Origin of the sequence: Actinopolyspora mzabensis, from assembly GCF_900101095.1 — a bacterium.
Lineage (GTDB): Bacteria > Actinomycetota > Actinomycetes > Mycobacteriales > Pseudonocardiaceae > Actinopolyspora > Actinopolyspora mzabensis.
Genome location: NZ_FNFM01000005.1, coordinates 83,721 through 102,830, shown reverse-complemented (window position 1 = coordinate 102,830; position 19,110 = coordinate 83,721). Strand labels below are relative to the sequence as shown.

Here is a 19,110-nt window from a genome sequence, read left to right as displayed (position 1 = left end):
GCGCCCTCACGAGGTCCCTGGTCGAGCCACTCCAAGCTGTTGCATTCACCCTTTGAGACCGCCCGAGAAATTGACGCCGACTGCGGGGGAGGTCTGGGTTCGGCTTGCGGGGAAAAGCAATCGAACGGAAACCGACCCGAGCGAACTCCGCAGCATGGGATGAGATCAGTCGGGGAAGACGGTCACGGCGGTGATCACCAGACCGGATTCGAAGCGGAACCGGCCGGAGAACCCGGTGAGTTCGCCCGCCGAACTCGGTGCGGGTGCTTCGACCAGCTCGGCGTGGAACTCACCCGGGGGATCGATCCGCACGAAGGCGTCCTCGAAACCGAGCCAGCGGCCGGTCAACGGGAACCACGCCTTGTAGACGCTCTCCTTCGCGCTGAACAGCAGCCGGTCCCAGTTGGCTCCGGCGGGCAACCCGGCCAGCAGGTCGCGTTCCCGCTCCACGGTGACCTGCCGCAGCACGCCCTCGGGCAGCGCGTCGTCGATCTCCGCGTCGATGCCCAACGAACAAACCACCGAGGTCGGTGCCACGGCCGCCGCGCAATAGCCCCGGCAGTGCGTGATGCTGCCGACCACGCCGTGCGGCCACTTCGGTTCCCGCCACTCCCCGCTGTGCACCGCGAAGTCGGGATGGCCGAGCTCGCCGAGCGCGCGCCGGGCACAGCTCCGGGCGAGGGTGAACTCGCGCCTGCGTCTTTCCACTGCCCTGGCGACGTACTGCTCCTCTTCCGGCAACAGCCGCGCGTGCGGGTCGTCGCCGAAGACCTCGGATGAAACGGCCGCCTCCGGCAGGATTCGTTCGATCACCGGTGGGCCCTCACCAGTTCCTCGAAGGTCCGCTCGGGCGCGGCGGGCAGGATGCTGTGCAGCGGATCGCCCGGTCCGCCCCGCCTGCGCCACTCCCTGGGGTAGCCGAGTGAGACCTCCTCGAAGGGCACACCGTCGACGCGGTCGGTCACCGGGATGTGCAGGTGGCCGTGCACCTCGGCCACGGCCCGGAACCGCAGGTGCCAGTCGGCGGTGAGCTCCGTGCCGCACCAGATGCCGAACTGGGGGTAGTACAACCGCCTGGTGGGATCGCGGTGCAGCGGCCAGTGGGAGATCAGCACCGTGGGCAGGTGCTCCGGGATGGCCTCCAGCCTCGGCAGGGTCTGCCTCACCCGTTCGTGGCACCACTCGGTGCGCGACTCGTACGGATCGGGGTGCAGCATCACCTCATCGGTGCAGACCACGTGGGTGTCGTAGGCGTGTGCCAGGGCCTGCTCGGCATCGAATTCCGGCGCCCGGAAGCTGTAGTCGTAGAGCACGAACAACGGTGCCACCACCACCGAGCGCTGCTCGTCACGCCACACCGGGTAGGGATCCTCCGGCGTGGTGACGTCGAGCTCCCGGCACATCCGCACCAGATGGTCGTAGCGCTCCACACCCCTGGCACGCACGTCGTCACCGGGGGGAGTCCACAGCTCGTGGTTGCCCGGGACCCAGATCACGCGGGAGAACCGTTCCCGCAGCTTGCCCAGCGCCCAGCCGATCGTCTCGGTCGTCTCGGCGACGTCCCCCGCCACGATCAACCAGTCCTCGTCGGTGTGAGGCCGAATCTCGTCCAGTACCGGGCGATTGTCGCGGTGCGATACGTGCAGATCGCTGGTCGCGAGTAACGACGGCGCCACCATGCGCCAGACCCTACCGGCCGGTCACCCCGTTGGGGAGGAGATGTGTCACACATTCGGAGAAAGCGGGAGGGCGCGGACCCGGTTTCCGCTGCTGGTTCCGCACCGGTCCGTCCGGTCCGGCACCGGTCCCGGCCCGCCGCACGGCCCGGAGGCGGCGGAACCGACCGCCGAACGGGTCCGGACACGCGGGGCCGTTCGAGTAGCCGCGCACCCTGCGGACGCGCAGACTGAGCGAGTGGACGATCGAGTTCGCGAGCACATCCGGGTGGCGGGTGTGGTGCAGGGTGTCGGTTTTCGTCCCTTCGTGTATACATTGGCGCGTGAACTGGGGTTGACCGGTTTCGTGGGAAACGACGTGCACGGGGTGTTCGTGTTCGCCGAGGGACCGCCTTCACTGCTGGCCCGGTTCCGCACGGCACTGTCGGAGCAGGCACCGCCGCTGGCGGTGGTGGACGAGGTCACCGCCACCGCGGTCGAGCCCCGTGGCGACGAGACGTTCGAGATCGCGCTCAGCGACTCCTCGGGGCAACGGGCCACCCTGGTCTCGGCCGACAGCGCGACCTGTGTGGACTGTCTGGCCGAGCTGGGCGACCCGGGCGACCGCCGCTACCGCTACCCGTTCCTGAACTGCACGAACTGCGGCCCCAGGTTCACCATCGTGACCGACGTGCCCTACGACAGGCCGCTGACCACGATGGCCCGGTTCGAGATGTGCGCCGACTGCGCGGCCGAGTACCACGATCCGGCGGATCGGCGGTTCCACGCGCAGCCGGTGTGCTGTCCGGCCTGCGGACCCGAACTCCGGTTGACCGACTCGACCGGAACCGTGTTGCCCGGCGATCCGCTGGACCGAACCGTTGCCGCGCTGCGCGACGGGGGGATCGTGGCGCTCAAGGGCCTGGGGGGCTACCACCTCGCGGTGGACGCGGCGAACCCCGACGCGGCGGCGACGCTGCGCAAACGCAAGCACCGCGAGGAGAAGCCCTTCGCCGTCATGGCCCCCGACACGGCGTGGGCACGCGCGCTGTGCGAGGTCGACGAGCACGAGCGGGAGCTGCTGGAATCGCGGCGCAGACCGATCGTGCTGCTCGACAGACACGCGGACGCGAGTGTGGCCGAGGCGGTGGCCCCCGGCAATCGGCAGCTCGGGATCATGCTGCCCTACACCCCGTTGCACCACCTGTTGCTGGCGGCCACGGGGCCGCTCGTGCTGACCAGCGCGAACCTTTCCGACGAACCGATCGCCTACCGCGACGCGGCGGCGCGGGAACGGCTGGCCGAGATAGCGGACGTGTTTCTCTGCCACGACCGAGGGATCCACATGCGCACCGACGACTCGGTGGTGCGTTCCTTCGAGGGCCGGGAACTGTCGGTGCGACGCTCCCGGGGCCGGGCGCCGGAGCCGGTACGGCTGCGGCGGGAACTCCCACGCCCGGTGCTGGCCTGCGGTGCCGAGTTGAAGAACACGTTCTGCGTTGCCAAGGGGGCGAACGCCTTCGTCTCGCACCACATCGGTGACCTGGAGAACTACGAGACGTTGCGCTCCTTCACCGAGGGCATCGAGCACTTCGAGCGGCTGTTCGACATCGCCCCGGACGTGGTGGCCCACGACCTGCACCCGGAGTACCTGTCCACCAAGTACGCCGCGGAGCGGGAGAACGTGGAGCTGGTGGGGGTGCAGCACCACCACGCACACATCGCCTCCTGCCTGGCCGACAACGGTGAGAGCGGTCCGGTGCTCGGGGTGGCCTTCGACGGGCTCGGGTTCGGCACCGACGGGACGATCTGGGGTGGTGAGTTCCTGCTAGCCGATCTGGCGGACTTCCGGCGACTGGCGCATCTGGAACAGGTGGCGATGCCGGGTGGGGACCGAGCGGTGAAACAACCGTGGCGGATGGCGGTGTCCCAACTGCTGTCGTGCTACGGAACCGAACCGCCCGGCGAGCTGGGGGTGCTGCGACGCAACGAACCACAGCTGGCGGCCCTCACTCGGATGTGCGAAGGCGGGGTGAACGCGCCGCGGACCTCCAGCGCCGGTCGGCTGTTCGACGCGGTCGCCGCGATCCTGGGACTCCGGGACGCGGTCAGCTACGAGGGCCAGGCCGCCATCGAGCTGGAGCAGCTCGCGGACCGGGAGGAGCGTGGCCACTACCCGGTGGCCCTGCCGGCTTCGGGAACACTGCCAAAATCGGACGCACTGCCGGATTCGGACGCACTGCCGGATTCGGAGGCACTGCCGGATTCGGTGTTTATCGACGACGGGGGTCCACCGCTTCCGGTGCCCGCCGGGCAGCTGGTCCGGGCGGTGGTCGAGGAGCTGCTCGGTGGGCAGCGGGGCGAGGTGATCGCCGCCAGGTTCCACAACGGAGTCGCCGAGCTGATCGCTCGGTTGTGCCAGCGCCTGCGGGATTCGACCGGTGTCGGCGAGGTGGCACTGTCGGGCGGGGTGTTCCAGAACATGCTGCTGCTGCGGCGGACCGTGGACGCGCTGCGGCGGCACGGTTTCCGGGTGCTGCTGCACTCCAGTGTGCCCACCAACGACGGCGGCATCTGTCTCGGCCAGGTGGCGATCGCGGGGGAACGTGACCGCAGAGGTGAATGCTCCCCGGAGCTAGGTTAGCGACTCGCCGGTCAGGACCTCGCGGACTCCCGGTCCGGGAGTCCGCGAGTGGAGTCGTGCCGCCGCCACGCACGTTGCCGGGGTCGCGGCCCTTGGATCCGGCTGCGTCGCTCCGGTAGCGTCACTCCGGCTGCGTCACTCCGGCAGCGGGCACTCGGCCCGCTCGGCGGCGGCACGGGCGAAGTGGTCCAGCAGAACATTGTTCGCGTGCTTATCGGAAAGCTGTTCACTCCACCGACTGGAGTCGTCCTCGCTGGGGGCATAAATCCGATAGGACACCGGCTTGCCGTGGCACATCACGTCGTACTCCGAGCGGGAATACTCGGGCAACTCATGCCGCATCTTCGCAAAGATTCCCTTGTAGATCACGAACGCCACCTTGGGGCGACCGGATATTTCATCGACGGTCAGATAATCTCCCTCCCCGACTCGGACGTCACAAACACTGATCAACTTACTGGGCAGCGGTGTTCCCATTGCCCAGACCTTTTTGTCAGCACTGCCGTAGAAAGGAAGGAACGACCGCATCTCGGGGGGACATGCCGTGTCACTGTCCCACTTCTCACTCACCGGTTTTGCTCTGTCCACCCCGAAATCAGGGATATCCGGCAGCTCACTCGGCAACGGCAACGCGTTCGCCGACTCCGCACAGCCGAACCGTGCACGCGCCTTGTTGGTCGTGTCCACCAACAACCGCGCCATCGCCAACCGTTCTTCGGGATTGTCAAGCTCGGTCGAATCGATACTGATCGAGTTTTTCAGGGTTATTTTTTTGGAATCCCTAGTACACGAAACATACAATCTTCCGTGATCGTGCATCACGAACCCCGGAAGGCCAGAAATAGGCACCAATAGCGGCCCAGGAGGACTATACCCACTGGCCATATAGCCAGCTTCAGCCGGATAGTTACCAACCCCAAGCTCATCCCCCCCTATTTGATTGCAATCAAAAGAGGGACGATCATTTTCTATTTCAACGCTTGCCCCCTCGGCCCTCGGTTCACCAAGGCCCGCAATCTGGATCAGATCGACCATCAACCTCGGACTCGTCATACCTTCGCACGACAAGTAGTCTGGCGGTGATCGCACCCACGCAGGGATCTCCGACTCCTCATCCGACCCCGAACAACCGCTGAGCACAAGCAGAGAGACCAAACAACCGGTGGCCAGTCGACTCCAACGCATGCGCATGCCCTTCATTCGGTCTCGCTTACCGACACGGGTCGATTACCGGTAGCATCGGAGTAAACTGCGGCGCCATTCTGGTAAGTATTCTGCACGACTTGCTGATCGAATCCATAAGGATTGTATTCGCTTATCCAGTCTTTCATGCTGCGCGGCATATTGCCTTCGGAATCGACTAGTCGGTTCGGGTTGTCGAGTTCCTCGGATCCAGGGGAGATGGGCGGTGGGTAGACGTCGTCCTGCCACATCCGGTGCTGCCACAAGGACTGGTTCAGCAGGTCGCTCGCATCGCTGGGACCGCTCTCCTTGATGGCGGCGGTATCCCTGGTCACGACATTGGAGCTGTCCTGTTTGAGCTGCTCGGCGATCTGGTTGACCGCCTCGCCACCCACCGTGCCACCGATCCCACCCGCGGCCCCGCCGACGGCACCACCAGCCCCGGTAAGAGCCCAGGAGGCCAGCGTGCCACCCGCGTCGATCATCGCGTTGTGGTCGGCATCCTCGTCGTCCTTGGCCTGATCCACCGCGTAGGTACGCGCCTCGTCCAGCGCCCCGAACACCGAGGCGGACTCCTTCGCCACCATTGCCATTTGGTCCCGCCGATCACCCATCGACCGACCGTCGTCGCCCGCGATCTCGTCGAGCCGCTGTCCGGTGTGCACCATGTTGGCGTCGCGCATCTGCGCGTAGGCCTCGGAATCGTAGGCCGCGGACCCCATCACCTTGTACACCTCGCCCTGGCTGAACCGGGGACTCATCTCCCCGGTCGTGCCCTTCGCCCACTCCGGGTCGTCCCCGTCCAGGCCCAGCGAACCGCTGCTGTTCGGGGACACCGACCCCGAGTCGTGCACCGCGTCCATGTTGTGCGCGAGCATGCGGCCGACGCTGTCGCGCATCGAGTTCGGCACCGTTCCCTCGCCGGGGTTCTTCATCGACTGCTCGGTGTTGGCCAACTCGTGCACCATCCCCGACATCACGCGGGCCCCTTCCGCGGTGCCCTGCTGTTCCCCGAGGGTCGCCGACTCCAATGCCTTGCCGAGCACGTCGTGCCCCAGTCCTTTTTCCCGCGGGTCGGGTGTGTAGTCGCTGCCCGGCCCCGGGGCGTGGTCGTAGGTGTCGACCGGCCAGTCCCGCTCGATCAGATATCCCATGTGGCCGGTTTCCCGCGCGGGGTCGAAGAAGGAACCGGCTGCGTCGGGGCTGTGCTCCATCGCCGTCATCAGCCCCACGAGCGGGTCACCGCCTCGGCCGCGATCGTCCACGTGGTTGAGGTCGTTGCTCTGGATCCGGTCGAAGGTGTCCTTCTTGTCGGACTCGATCATCGCGTCCCCGACCGGGTTCAGGAAGTCCGCGGAGTACTCGCCGCTGTGCAGCAGCATCCCCAGCGCGCGGTAGCCGGTGTCCTCGTGATCCCCGAAGCCGAGAAACCCGGTGTCCCAGTTCTCCGACGCCCGCACGAGCCGCTTGCCGTAGGTCTCGGCCCGGTTCTCGAGCTTGTCGTCCGCCCCGTCGCCGTGCAGGTCCTCGCCGAGGTAGCGCCTGCCGCTCTCGCTCGTACCGGCAGCCAGCGTTTCGCCGAGGTTCCGCTGCAGCTCGCCGATCAGCTCGGAGCGGTTCGGACCGGATTCCCCGTGGTGGCCGTCCCAGTGGGTCATCCCCATGTCCTGCAGGTGGCCGGTCAGTTCGAGCAGTTGTTTCGGCCGCACCCGCTCCAGGAACTCGCCCGCGAAGGCGGGGTCCTGCCCGTTCTCCCGCAGCAGGCGTGCGAGCCGCTCGCCTTCCGCGAAGTCCAGTTCTCCCGGTGGTTGCGAGGCCAGTTTGGCCGCCTGTTTGGCGGCCTGTTCCTGTTCGGCACGCTCCTCGCGCAGCACCTCGTCGAGATGGCCGAGTGAGTCGTCGGCTTCGCCGAGGGCGCGGGCAGCGTCCTGATCGGCCTGTTCCGCCCTGGAGAGCAACCCTTCGATCTCGGCGGCGTAGGACTCGTAGCGGGCCTGTTGGTCCTCGGGGTACTCGATCCGACCGTCGCGGTAAATCGTCCAGTGCTCGCCCTCGTTGATCTCGTCGGACAGCCGCTCCAGACGCGCCCGGCAGGTCTCGATCTCGGATGACGCCCGTTCCAGCGTCGTGGGGACCGACTCGATCCTGTCGAGGTACTCGCGCATCTTCTCGCGGATGCGTTCGGCGTGAGCGGTGGCGGCGTCCTTGGCCTCGCCGTGCCAGGCCTCCTCGTTGTCGAGCGGCTCCCGCACCTCCGCGTCGAAGTCCCCGAGAACCTTGTCGTACTTCCCGGCCAGCGATCTCCACGCATCGGCTGCTCGGGCGATCGCCGACGGCTCGGCTTCCATCAGCTGTCGGTAGTCCACGGCGCTCAGACCCCCACCCCTCGGAGCTTCGCGACCGCCCACTCGTCGGTCTCCTCGTAGTTCCGGGCCGCGGCCATCAGCCTGTCCCCCATGTCGTCGAGCCAGCGGCCGAACCCCTCGACGTTGTGCTCGCAGCTGGACTGCAACCGTTCCAGCGCGGCCGAGAACGCCCAGTCTCCGTGGGTGCGAACGGCCGCGGCGGAGTCCTCGGCCGTGGCACGCTTCAGTTCGAGCAACCTCTCTCCCAGATCGGCGGATCTCTCACCGATCTTCGTCAGCTCCTCGGGATGGACGGCGTAACGACCGCCATCGGCGGAACTCCCCATCTCGCGCCCCCAGGAAAACGACACAGCGCTGTTGCGGACCGAGAAACTACCGACGTACCGCGAGATCGTCACTCCGAAGTGATCGATCGCATACGGCGCGCGACGGGACGATCGAACGAGGCCCTGCGGCCGCTGGGGAGCCTTGACGGACTCGCGAAGCGGCTCGGGGACCGAACGTGAGACCTCGGCGTGTCGCTGCCACGGAAGTGACTGGTCACGGCCTCGATTTCCGCCATCCGGTAGCATTCGACTGTTCGGTGCCGGTCGTCCGAGAGAGTGAGCAGTGCCAGCCACAGTCGCGGAACGCGAGGAAACGCATTCCGATCGTTCGCTCGTGAAATCGACGGGTGTCCAGCTGGGAATCGTGGTGTCGGGAATGTTCTCCGGCGGGTTGGCCGCGATTTCCTACTACGCGCCCGGACTGGAGTGGCTGGCGCACGGTTTCCTGATCTGGATCGTGCTGGGAGTGACGACCACTGCGGGCCACACGCTGCGTACGGCGGTGCGGCGGGCATCGACAGCGCTGCTGAGTGGCGTGCTGGTGTTCTATCTCGGCAAGCAGTGGGTGCACGTGCTGCAGTACGCCGGGGCGGAGTACTCGGTCGACCCGGTACGAATGACCGCCTGGCTGGCCGTGGCGGTGCTGGCGGGTATCACCTGCGGTACCGTGTTCCGACACATCGGACGGGAGGGCTGGTCGGCGGCGATCGCCACGACCACCGCCATCGGGCTGTTGTCCGGTGACGCCGCCCGGGAGCTCTACCCCACGCTCAGCGCCGACCCGGTGTTCCTGGTGTGCACCATGCTGGTCGTACTGGTGATCCTGCTGCTGGCGGTGGTGTCGAAGCGGCAGTTCGGCAGGATAGTGCTGATGGCGCTGCCGTGCGCCGGTTTCGGGCTGGCCCTGCTGCTGGCCGCGGAGCTGCTCGAGCGCCTCACCTGGTAGCGAGGCTTCGCTGCTCGTGGCACGGCCCGAATGCGGAACAGGCCCGCGGGCAACCACGACCGTGGCGTAGCCGCATTTCGTGGCACGATCGGGGAATGGACGAGGCAGCCGGTCGGGACGAGCAGGACGACATCGAATCTTCCGGCCCCTCGGGCGCCGATGCCGGGAAAGACCGAAACGCCGGGCACAGCGACTTCGGCGAGTTGCTGCGCAGCCATTCGGCGGGTTGGCGGCTGCTGGCCGAACGGATGCACCCGGACCAGCAGCCCGCGCTGGAGAGACTGGACGAGATCGGCATGGACAGCGCCCTGTTGCGGGATGCCCTCGACGGGTTCCGGCAGCAGGCCCTGCTGATACACAGCGCCGTCTCCGCCCAGGCACGTGCCTACGAGGAGATGCTCGAGGCGGGCGGCCCGGACGATCCCGAGGCCTACGAGAACTACTGCCGAACGATCGAGTTCCTCCACGAGCTGCTGCCGGGTGGCAAGCACTGAACGAACCCGACCGCCGCGCTCCGGTGGCCACGGCTCCCGTGGTGACGGCTCAGCCGGGCCGAGCGGGTCACCTGATCTCGGTCACCAGCTCCTCGATCTTGCCGCCGAGCGCGCGTGCGTCCACCGGGGTGAGTGCGTAGACCCGCTCCCCGGTGTTTCCTCGCTCGTTGTGGTCGAGGTAGCGCCCGTCGGGTTCGACGTTGTCGAACCAGCGCACCACTCGGGAACGGGTGACGCGGCCGTTGCGGTCCCGGACGTTGGCGGCGAGCTGGCCCGCCCGGAGGTGTTCGGCCGCGCCGAGCGCGCGGTAGAGCGCCAACTGCCGGTCACCGCTGCCACCACCGGAGGACCCCGCGGCGGGACGCAGCAAACCGTGGGACTCGGAGTCCGCTTCGGACTCCTGCCCGGGGAAGGAGCTCTCGGGAACTCGCACCGGCCCCTGGTTGCCCGGTGGTGCCGGGGGCAGCGTGGGCAGCAGTGCCTGGGACAGGCTCACCCGGTCGTGGAGTTCGACGGTGAGCGGGCCACCGTAGCGTTCGGTCTCCCCCGGCGGTTGCACACCGAGCACCACCCGGTTGCCCGCGGTGACGGCGGCGACCGTACGCCACATCGGGTCCTCGCCGAACCTCGGCAACCACATCGAGTCGACCCACAGGTAGGGCTTCGCCAGCACGGCCAACGCGTGCGCGAGGCCGGGCTCCACCTCGTCGTCGACGATCAACCCTTCGGAACGCATCGTTTCGTACTCGCGCTTGCCCACCTCGGCGAACTGCTGCCGGGTGTGGGTGTAGGGCTCCACTTCCAGCGGAAGCGTCAGATCGTCCAGTCCGAGATAGCTGTGCAGGAAGTACAGGTGCAGCGGGTGCAACTGCCAACGGCCGGAGACGGCCACGGTGTTCCTCTCGTGCCGGGGCGCGCCCGAGCCCTTCCGGGGCCGGGCGCACCTTCGCTGCTGTCACTCGATGACCGGTGGAGCGGTTCTGGGCATGTCGTTGAACCACACGTCCTCCCACTCCTCCAGCCAGCTGGGACGCTCGTGCTCCTGATCCTCGTCGCTGCCCTGGCCGCGCCCGCCGGGAGCGCCCGCCATCGGCGCGCGTCCCCCTCCGGCACGCCCCGAGGTGGCGCCGGTGGCCGCGGTTCCGGAGGTCGGCGAGCCACCTCGGACCGGGGCGCTACCCGAACGGCCCCCCGATCCCGGCGTGGTGCCGCCCCGCCCCGAGGTGGAGGGCGTTCCGCCACCCGCTCCCCCACCGACGTAGCCACCGACTCCGCCGACACCTCCCGCGCCGCGCCCGGCAGCACCGCCGCCTGCGCCGGAGCCGCCCGCACTGCCCGGCCCGCCCGGAGTGGCGGAACCCCCGGGACCGGAGGTCCACGCGGACTCGCTGCCCGCGGAGCCGTTGGAGTAGTCCCCGGAGCCGGGCGACTGCCCCGGGCTGAAGCCGTTCCCGTGCTGTCCCGGCAGTGAGCCCCCGTTGCCGGACCCCCCGGAACCGGTTCCACCGGACCCCACGCCACCCCCGGAACCGCCGCCACCGGGGTAACCACCGGGCACGTTGCCCGGACCGGTTCGTCCCGGTGGCACGGCGGGCGGCACCGGCGGTGGTTCGTCACCGGAGGGAGTCGAGGGCGGAGTCGCCGGTTCGCCGTTCAGCTGCCGGTAGGCGGGCACGGTGGAGTCCACGTCCTGATAGGTCGCGCTCAGCACCCGGTTCATCGTCTCCTGGGCGTGGCGCTCCTCCTGCTGCCGTTCCTGCTGCTGCCGCTTCGCGTCCTGACCCGCGCCACCGGGTCCGCCCGCGATGCCCGCGACCATGGAACGGCTCACGTTGTAGTCGCGCGGCGGCGGGACCATCTCCTTGACCTGGCCCGCGGCCGTACCAGCCTGTGCGATCTTGTTACCGGTCATCCGGAAGCAATCACCGCTGCCACTGGCCCAGGTGGCCAGTGGTTGCGCGGATTGTTTGGCCGTCTCGGCCGCCTGCCCGGACCAGCCACTGTCGATCGCCTTGGCGGAATCGTTCTGCAGTCTTGCACCGAGCTCGCTCAGTTTCCCGCCGATGTCGCACCAAGCATCGCCCACGGCCTTCGCGTCGGAGTGGCTGAGCGTGCTCTGGTTGGTGTCGTAGATCTTTTTGTGATCGTAGGACTGCCAGTTCTCGTGCTGCTTGATGGACGGCGGGTCGTAGCCGGCGGGGGCGTCCAGTTTCCGGTTACGCTCTTCGAGCTCCTGCCGCTGCTGCTCACCCTGCTGCTCGGCGGCCTCGGCCTGTTCCTGCTGCCGGTTCTCGGCACGCGTGTCGTACCCCAGTAGCTTGCCCACGTCGTCGCGCAGCGTACCCGGAATATCGCTTATGGCCCCGGGTAGGTCTTTCACCACGCCGCCGATGGCCTCGTCCACCGACCCCATCTTCTCGTCCAACCAGGATCCGATACCCATGACAGCGCCCCCTTACGCCGGTTCCGGAACGTTCGGCTCTACCTTCTTCGCGTTCTCCGTAGCAACCCAGTGCTGCATGGTCTGCCGAAACAACTTCGTCCTACGGCGCGGCTGCTCCGAGAAGTGTCCCGGCAGTTCCGCCGCTCCGGCAGAACCGTTAGCTGTCTTAAACCCGAACTCGTTCGCCAACTGTCGCTCCGGCGGATAATCCCCCAAGCTCGGCACCTGTTGCGACCCGGTTGCGGAGTGAGCGAACCGATCAGCTTCCAAAGCCTCCCGCTCATGAATCGCGGCGGCACTGTCGGCGGCCTGCGGCTCCCTCGCGCCAGTGAATCCAGCGGTCCCGTCCGCCATCACAGCCCCTCCCAGCTCCGAACAAGCTCACCGCGACAGATGTCACCCCGACCGAGCGATCAGCCTAACCCACGCGTATGACCATCATCCGGCAAACCGACAAACCCGAACAGTGACCCACTTCACTCCAATGAGGACGGCGAAGCTGCCAGGAACTCGGCCCAGCGAGGACGATCCACCACCGTCATCCCGGCGTTCGGGGCCTTCGAGTCCCGTCCTGCTATCGCACCGGGCAAGGTAGTCACCTCCACGCAGTCGCCGTTGCCGCCGCTGTAACCACTCCGACGCCAGTACCTCGTGGACGGTTCCATCGCGTTCATCGACGCCACCACCTCGCGAGGGCTCGGGTACAGGCGAGGCAGTACCGCAGGACTAACCGAGCCGGAACGCGGAGCAAAAAGCCACTATCCGCGTTCACAAATACCACCGGACTCCTGGTGAAGTCATCAGCCGTACCGGTGACAGAGCGCTCCGCACCTCACTTCGAAAGCTTGGTCACGAACACGGCCCAGCGGCGACGGTCCACCACCAACACCCCCGGCAGGATCCTTCGAGTCCCGGATCTGTAGCAGGCAGGGAACCACGAGCTGCTCATAATCGAACTCACGAATCGCCTCACCCTCCGAGCCGAGGAAGAACGCGAACCACTCCTCGACCACATCTGAGTAAGGCGTCCACCCACCCGGCCCGGCCGGTCACCTTGCCCGCCCAAGACGCGACAACGGCCCGCGAGCGCCGGACCTGCCGACGAAATACGCACCTCGTCCGGCCGCACCAACCACCCGACCCGCACTGACTACAGCACAGCACCGACCACACGCGAAGACCGCCCGGCGCGCCGAAGCGCACCGGGCGGTCACATCTCGATTTTTTCGATGGCAGCCGGGAACGCTCAGCTCACTTCGAGGGTGATCTTGCCGCCGCTGTGGCCCGCCTCGCTGTCGTCCTGCGCCGCGGCCGCGTCGGACAGCGGATACGCCCGAGCGTGCTGGAGGTCCAGCTCACCCGCGACGACACGATCGGCCAGTTCGGACAGCACCTCCGGCGTGCGGTCCCACTCCTTGCCGCTGGAGAACGGTACGCCCGATTCGGCGGCGTTCGGGTCGGCGATGGTGATGATCCGCTCGGTGCCGCCGCGCAGCTCCACCGACTCCGGCAGCACGCCCTTGCCCGCGGCGTCGAACACGGCGTCCACTCGCAGCACCAACTCACGAACCCGGTCGACCAGGCCCTCGCCGTAGGCCACCGGAACGGCACCGAGCCCGCGGAGATCGTCGAACCGCCCCGAACCTGCCGTGCCGATCACCGTGGCTCCGAACTCGACGGCCAGTTGCACCGCGATCCGCCCCACCGCGCCGCTGGCACCGTGGATCAGCAGCACATCGCCGGAACCGAGTTCGAGCTCGCGCAAAACCCGCAGCGCGGTGGCTCCGGCCACCGGCAGCGCGGCAGCGTCCCCCCAGGACATTCCGGACGGTTTGCGTGCCAGGATCGTCGCCAGGGCGTACTCGGCGTAGGAGCCGGTCTCGGACCAGCCGAACACCTCTTCTCCCACCTCGAACGGAGCGGAATCACCGACCGCGTCGACGACACCGGACAGCTCCAGCCCCGGTCGGTGCGGCAGTGAAAGGCCGGGCATCACACCACGACGTAGTTTCCAGTCCAGCGGATTCACCCCGGCGACGCGAACGGCGACCCGGACCTGTCCCGCACCCGGTTCCGGCCGGTCGACCTCGTCCATCCGCAGCACTTCCGAGGAGCCGGTTTCGTAGAACTGGACGGCACGCATGAGAACTCTCCTTCGGTTTTCCGGTGCGGCCCACTCTGCCACCGGGCGTCGATTTCTCGCGAAATCGTCGTACCGGCACCGCCGTACGGGTGATGTCGATTTCTCGCGAAATTTACGCCGCGGGAGACTCCGGCCGGACCTCCCGGTGGTCAGACTTCCTGGTGCACCGGGGCATAGACCTGCCCTGCCAGCCAGTCGTACCAAGCCGGGAGTCCTTCGCCGGTGGTGGCCGACACCGGCAGGATCTCGACACCGGGGTTGATCCGGCGGGCGTACTCGGCGAACCTGTCCATCTCGAACGAGAGGTGCGGCAGCAGATCCGTCTTGTTCAGCAGCACCAGATCGGTGTGGGCGAACATGTTGGGGTACTTCAGCGGCTTGTCCTCCCCTTCGGTCACCGCCGCGATGACGACCTTGGCGTACTCGCCCAGGTCGAACAGCGCCGGGCAGACCAGGTTCCCCACGTTCTCCACCAGCACCACCGAGCCGGGTGCGGGCTGCAGCGCACGCACTGCGCCCCCCACCATCTCGGCGTCCAGGTGACACCCGGCGCCGGTGTTGATCTGCACCACGTCGGCACCCGCGCGGCGCAGCCGCATGGAGTCGCGCAGCGTCTCCTGGTCGCCCTCGATCACCGCCAACGGGACGGAGGAGCCGGAGTCCGCCAGGGTTCGCTCCAGCAACGTGGTCTTGCCCGCCCCGGGCGAGCTCATCAGGTTCAGCGCCAGCACACCCCGCTCGGTGAGCCACTGCCGATTTCGCTCGGCCAGCGTGTCGTTCTTGGCCAACACCTCGCGTTCCAGCTCCACCCGGCGAGTGGCACCGTCCTGCTCCGGCACATCGAGTTCCGAGTCGTCGGACGCGTGCGCACCGTCCTCGTGCGAGTGGCCGTGCCCGTGAGGATGCTCGTGATCGTGTTGGTGCTCGTGGGAGTGGGAATGTGGCCCGCCGGGGTGTTTCCCAACCCCGGCACCGGACTCGCCGGCCGCATCGACCGCGTTGCGGGCTCCCACCCGAGCACCGTTCTCGTCACCGCATCCACAGGTAGCGCACATCGTTCTTCCCTTCCCACAACGTCGAACCGAACAATCGAAAGAATCCGCGTACCCAGCAACTCACGAAGCGACGGTCCCGGATGCCACGTCCACCGCTCTGATCCGCAGTTCCCGTCCGGAGAGCACTTCGACATCGGGACTGCCGCACTCACAGACCGCGAGCAGGTCCTCGAGTACGAGGCGCCGGTCACAGTCCCGACAGCGACCGCCGCCCGCCGGAGTCACGATGTCCAACCGCGCACCGTCCAGCGCCGTGCCGGTGACCACCAGGTCGAAACAGAACCGCACGGAATCCGGCACCACGCCGGAGAGCTTGCCGATCTCCAGTTCCAACCTGGTGACGCGCGGCTCGGTGACCGCGTCGAGCACCGCGTCCACGACGCTCTGGGTGATCCCCAGCTCGTGCACCGCTCTCCCCTCCCACAACCACTTCACGGAAATCCGTTTCGGGCGGCCTCGATTTCTCGCGAAATCGCCGCTCCCGAGACCGCCATCGGGAAGCGACCATGCGGATGTGCAGCGCGGGTGTCCCCGGTGCGTGAGTCGGATGCGTCGTGAGCGGGTTTTTCACTCGGCGCGGCAGCGCCGAACTACCACGCACGCAACCGGCACCGCCGCGGGTTCTCCCGCGTCGCGCTCTCGCGAGGAAGGACCGATGTGGCGTAGTACCTACTCGATGTCGGTCCTCACGGAGCGAGAGCCAGCGGGAGGTTCCGCCGAGCGACCACCCTCGACACCCGACCGGGAAGTTGCGATCAACAGATCCGGGGTAGGGGGTCGCCTACCAGCAGATCCACGATCCGCGTCCCACCGAACGCGGTGTTGAGCATCACCAACCCGGGCGGGTCCTCGCCGATCCGGCCGATCACCGCCGCGTCCGAACCATGCGGGTGCCCGCGCATCGCCGCCAGCGCGGTGTCGACGGAATCACCGTCCACGATGGCCACCATCCGGCCCTCGCAGGCCACGTACAGCGGGTCGATGCCGAGCAGTTCGGAGGCACCGCGCACCTCGGTGCGCACCGGAACCTCGCCCTCCTCGACCACTACCGAGACGTTGGCGGCGGTGGCCACCTCGTTGAGGATCGTCGCCACACCGCCCCTGGTGGCGTCGCGCATAGCCCGCACACCCGGGGTTGCCTCCAGCAGTCCGGCGACCATGTCGTGCAGCGGGGCGGTGTCGGACTCCAGGTCGGCATCGATGTCCAGCTCACCGCGCTCCAGCATCACCGTGACGCCGTGGTCCCCCACCGGACCGGAGACCAGCACGGCATCGCCCGGCCGGACGGTTTCGATGCCGAGCTCGTGCGCGGTCCGGCGCACTCCCACCCCGGTGGTGTTGATGTAGCAGCCGTCGGCCTTGCCCTTCTGCACCACCTTGGTGTCACCGGTTACCACCCGTACCCCGGCCCGCTCGGCGGCCTCGGCCATGGACCGGACCACGCGCCGCAGCTCGGAGATCGGGAATCCTTCCTCGACGATGAACCCGGCGGAGAGGTGGAGCGGCGTGGCGCCGGAGACGGCGAGGTCGTTGACGGTGCCGTTGACGGCGAGCTCACCGATGTCGCCGCCGGGGAAGAACAGCGGGGAGACCACGAAGGAGTCGGTGGTCATCGCCAGCCGCGAACCGTCCACCGCGAACTCGGCGCCGTCCTCCAACTTCTCCAGCTGGGGGTTGCGCAGCTCCTCCAGGAACAGCGCCTCGGTCAGCGTCTGGCTGGCCTTGCCTCCGGCGCCGTGGGCGCTGGTGACGCGCTCTTCCTTGATCTTCGGCTTGCGGGCGCGTGCCTTCTCGATGCGATCGAGGACCTGCTGCTCCCTGCTGCGGTAGTCGCTGCCCGGTTGCGCGGTGCCGTGCGCGGGCTCGGCGGCACGGTGTACGGCTTCGGCAGGACCGTGGTCGGCTGCCGCGGCGGAGTGCTCGGGGGGCGTCCCGGCATCGGTCGCTGCGGAGATCGACTCCGTGCCGGTCTCGTTCTCGATGCTCACTACTTGCTCGCCTCCTTGACGCGTTCCCGGCTGAACCGGCCGAAGTTGTAGTAGGCGGCGCAGGCCCCCTCCGGGGAGACCATGCAGGTGCCGATCGGGGTCTCCGGGGTGCAGGCGGTGCCGAACACCTTGCACTCCCAGGGCTTGAGCACGCCCTTGAGCACCTCGCCGCACTGGCAGGCCTTGGGGTCGGCCACGCGCACGCCCGGCAGTTCGAAGCGGCGTTCGGCGTCGAAGTCGGCGAACTCCTCGCGCAGCCGGGTGGCCGAGTTCGAGATGAAGCCCAGACCGCGCCACTCGAAGTAGGGCCGCAGTTCCATGGTCCGGTTGATGGCGTCCAGCGCCACCTCGTTGCCGTTCCACGGCACGACCCGCGAGTACTGGTTCTCCACCTCCGAGCGGTTCTCGGCCAGCTGCAGCATCAGCATGTAGATCGACTGCAGGATGTCCAGCGGCTCGAAACCGGCCACCACCAGTGGTTTGCGGTAGTCGCGGGCGATGAACTCGTAGGGCTTGCAGCCGATCACCGTGGAGACGTGTCCGGGTCCGATGAAGCCGTCCAGCCGCAGGTCCGGCGAGTCGAGGATGGCTTTGATCGCCGGGATGACGGTGACGTGGTTGCAGAACACCGAGAAGTTCGCCAGCCCCTCGGACCGGGCGCGCAGCAGCGTCATCGCGGTGGAGGGGGCGGTGGTCTCGAATCCGATCGCCATGAAGACCACGTGCTGTTCGGGGTTCTGCCGCGCCAGCTTGAGGGCGTCCAGCGGGGAGTAGACCATCCGGATGTTGGTGCCCTCGGCGTTGGAGTCGAAGAACGACCCGTTGCTGCCGGGCACCCGCATCATGTCGCCGAAGGAGGTCATCAGCACCCCCGGCTGCCTGGCGATGTGGATGGAGTCGTCCACCCTGCCCATCGGGATCACGCAGACCGGGCAGCCGGGCCCGTGGATCAGCGAGATGTTCTCGGGGAGGTAGTCCTCCAGACCGTGCTTGTAGATGGTGTGGGTGTGGCCACCGCACACCTCCATGAACTTGTACTGCCTGCCCGGCTCGCACAGTTCGGTTATCTTGGCCGAGAGCGCACGCGCCTTGTCCGCGTCGCGGTACTCGTCGACGAACTTCATGGCACCTCCTCCGAAACCTTTCGGGTGAAATCAGACGAGACGAAAATCGATCGGCCACGAACAGCCCGAAACGGGAATCCATCGGATCAAAACAGTTCTCACATCACCGGATCGACCAACTCGACGAATTCATCCCACACGATCCCGAATACGCCCGACCGACACGCCCTGAAACGATCACACCCACTGGCAGTGCGTTTTCGAGTCTCGATGAGCTCGCCAGAAGTAGCGTCCCACCGGTTTTCTTCGGCACTCCCGCTTCCGGACTCCCACCACCCTCGCAATCGGCACCGCCGCGGGTTCTCCCGTGCGGCTCTGGCGAGGAAGGCCCGACGTTGTGTAGTAACTACCCGATGTCGGGGCACCCGCAGCGAGAGCGCTGCGAGAGGTTCCGCCACCCGAGCCCCCGCGAAAACGCGGACACAATTCGCTCAGTCGATGTAGGAGTCCTGCAGCGCTTCCAACTCGTCCTCGTAGGCCTTCCCGATGTCCTCCAGGAATTCCAGTGCGGCCTGCGCCTCCTGCTCGTCGATCTTGGAAAGCGCGAATCCCACGTGGATCAGAATCCAGTCACCGGCCACCGGACGGTCGTCGTCGAGCAGACCGATATTGATGTTTCGACGCACCCCGCTGACGTCCACCTTGGCCAGATCGGGCCGGTCCGGTAGTACTTCTACCACTTCACCCGGAATTCCCAGACACATTCACGTTCTCCTCGTTGCAGCTCGTTGTTCGCCTTGCTGG

Annotated in this window: 17 protein-coding genes; 3 read left to right on the top strand and 14 right to left on the bottom strand. The window is 67.4% G+C overall.

What is annotated here, in order from left to right; translation table 11 throughout:
• Positions 1 to 165: 165 nt before the first annotated feature.
• Together BLR41_RS09540 and BLR41_RS09535 are read right to left on the bottom strand one after the other, a co-directional pair.
• Complete coding sequence (locus BLR41_RS09540; RefSeq protein ID WP_092627678.1) at positions 166 to 813, bottom strand: 4'-phosphopantetheinyl transferase family protein; 648 nt, start codon at positions 811 to 813, stop codon at positions 166 to 168.
• The gene (locus BLR41_RS09535) at positions 810 to 1,679 is read right to left on the bottom strand and encodes a metallophosphoesterase family protein (RefSeq protein WP_176797910.1); all 870 of its coding nucleotides are present in this window, start codon (positions 1,677 to 1,679) and stop codon (positions 810 to 812) included. The genes BLR41_RS09540 and BLR41_RS09535 overlap by 4 nt, the downstream gene beginning before the upstream one ends.
• Before the next feature lie 235 nt (positions 1,680 to 1,914).
• Between BLR41_RS09535 and hypF the strand changes: the two genes are divergently transcribed.
• The gene (gene hypF / locus BLR41_RS09530) at positions 1,915 to 4,299 is read left to right on the top strand and encodes a carbamoyltransferase HypF (RefSeq protein WP_218120040.1); all 2,385 of its coding nucleotides are present in this window, start codon (positions 1,915 to 1,917) and stop codon (positions 4,297 to 4,299) included.
• A gap of 135 nt (positions 4,300 to 4,434) precedes the next feature.
• Here hypF and BLR41_RS22440 read toward each other — a convergent pair whose 3' ends face one another.
• From BLR41_RS22440 to BLR41_RS09515, 3 genes are all read right to left on the bottom strand, one after another.
• The gene (locus BLR41_RS22440; RefSeq protein WP_143013033.1) at positions 4,435 to 5,334 is read right to left on the bottom strand and encodes a hypothetical protein; all 900 of its coding nucleotides are present in this window, start codon (positions 5,332 to 5,334) and stop codon (positions 4,435 to 4,437) included.
• Between the two features lie 161 nt (positions 5,335 to 5,495).
• Positions 5,496 to 7,889 (bottom strand): coiled-coil domain-containing protein, encoded by a 2,394-nt coding sequence (locus BLR41_RS09520; protein WP_245694028.1) that lies wholly within the window; start codon positions 7,887 to 7,889, stop codon positions 5,496 to 5,498.
• A complete protein-coding gene (locus tag BLR41_RS09515) occupies positions 7,853 to 8,245 on the bottom strand; it encodes a type VII secretion target (RefSeq protein WP_176797909.1) in 393 nt (130 codons plus the stop codon). The genes BLR41_RS09520 and BLR41_RS09515 overlap by 37 nt, the downstream gene beginning before the upstream one ends.
• 262 nt (positions 8,246 to 8,507) lie before the next feature.
• Here BLR41_RS09515 and BLR41_RS09510 point away from each other — a divergent pair, with 262 nt between their 5' ends.
• Entirely contained in the window at positions 8,508 to 9,119 is a 612-nt protein-coding gene (locus tag BLR41_RS09510; protein ID WP_143013032.1) for a DUF6518 family protein, read from the top strand.
• A gap of 95 nt (positions 9,120 to 9,214) precedes the next feature.
• Positions 9,215 to 9,613, top strand: coding sequence for a hypothetical protein (locus BLR41_RS09505; RefSeq protein ID WP_176797908.1), 399 nt, complete (start codon positions 9,215 to 9,217; stop codon positions 9,611 to 9,613).
• A gap of 67 nt (positions 9,614 to 9,680) precedes the next feature.
• Here BLR41_RS09505 and BLR41_RS09500 read toward each other — a convergent pair whose 3' ends face one another.
• The 9 genes from BLR41_RS09500 to BLR41_RS09450 all read right to left on the bottom strand — a co-directional run bounded on the left by BLR41_RS09500 (position 9,681) and on the right by BLR41_RS09450 (position 19,070).
• Positions 9,681 to 10,505, bottom strand: coding sequence for an ESX secretion-associated protein EspG (locus BLR41_RS09500; protein ID WP_092627673.1), 825 nt, complete (start codon positions 10,503 to 10,505; stop codon positions 9,681 to 9,683).
• A 63-nt stretch (positions 10,506 to 10,568) separates the two neighbouring features.
• The gene (locus tag BLR41_RS22830) at positions 10,569 to 12,056 is read right to left on the bottom strand and encodes a hypothetical protein (RefSeq protein WP_176797907.1); all 1,488 of its coding nucleotides are present in this window, start codon (positions 12,054 to 12,056) and stop codon (positions 10,569 to 10,571) included.
• 476 nt (positions 12,057 to 12,532) lie between these two features.
• Entirely contained in the window at positions 12,533 to 12,730 is a 198-nt protein-coding gene (locus BLR41_RS09485) for a DUF397 domain-containing protein (RefSeq protein WP_092627891.1), read from the bottom strand.
• A 572-nt stretch (positions 12,731 to 13,302) separates the two neighbouring features.
• On the bottom strand, positions 13,303 to 14,199 hold the full coding sequence (locus BLR41_RS09475) for an NADP-dependent oxidoreductase (protein ID WP_092627670.1): 897 nt from the start codon (positions 14,197 to 14,199) through the stop codon (positions 13,303 to 13,305).
• Positions 14,200 to 14,348: 149 nt separating this feature from the next.
• Complete coding sequence (hypB, locus tag BLR41_RS09470) at positions 14,349 to 15,254, bottom strand: hydrogenase nickel incorporation protein HypB (RefSeq protein ID WP_092627669.1); 906 nt, start codon at positions 15,252 to 15,254, stop codon at positions 14,349 to 14,351.
• 60 nt (positions 15,255 to 15,314) lie between these two features.
• Positions 15,315 to 15,662, bottom strand: a complete 348-nt coding sequence (locus BLR41_RS09465) for a hydrogenase maturation nickel metallochaperone HypA/HybF (RefSeq protein WP_092627890.1) — start codon at positions 15,660 to 15,662, stop codon at positions 15,315 to 15,317.
• A 347-nt stretch (positions 15,663 to 16,009) separates the two neighbouring features.
• Positions 16,010 to 17,050 (bottom strand): hydrogenase expression/formation protein HypE, encoded by a 1,041-nt coding sequence (hypE, locus tag BLR41_RS09460; RefSeq protein ID WP_342745357.1) that lies wholly within the window; start codon positions 17,048 to 17,050, stop codon positions 16,010 to 16,012.
• 191 nt (positions 17,051 to 17,241) lie between these two features.
• Entirely contained in the window at positions 17,242 to 18,366 is a 1,125-nt protein-coding gene (gene hypD / locus BLR41_RS09455; protein WP_092627668.1) for a hydrogenase formation protein HypD, read from the bottom strand.
• Positions 18,367 to 18,797: 431 nt separating this feature from the next.
• Entirely contained in the window at positions 18,798 to 19,070 is a 273-nt protein-coding gene (locus BLR41_RS09450) for a HypC/HybG/HupF family hydrogenase formation chaperone (RefSeq protein WP_092627667.1), read from the bottom strand.
• Between the last annotated feature and the right edge of the window lie 40 nt (positions 19,071 to 19,110).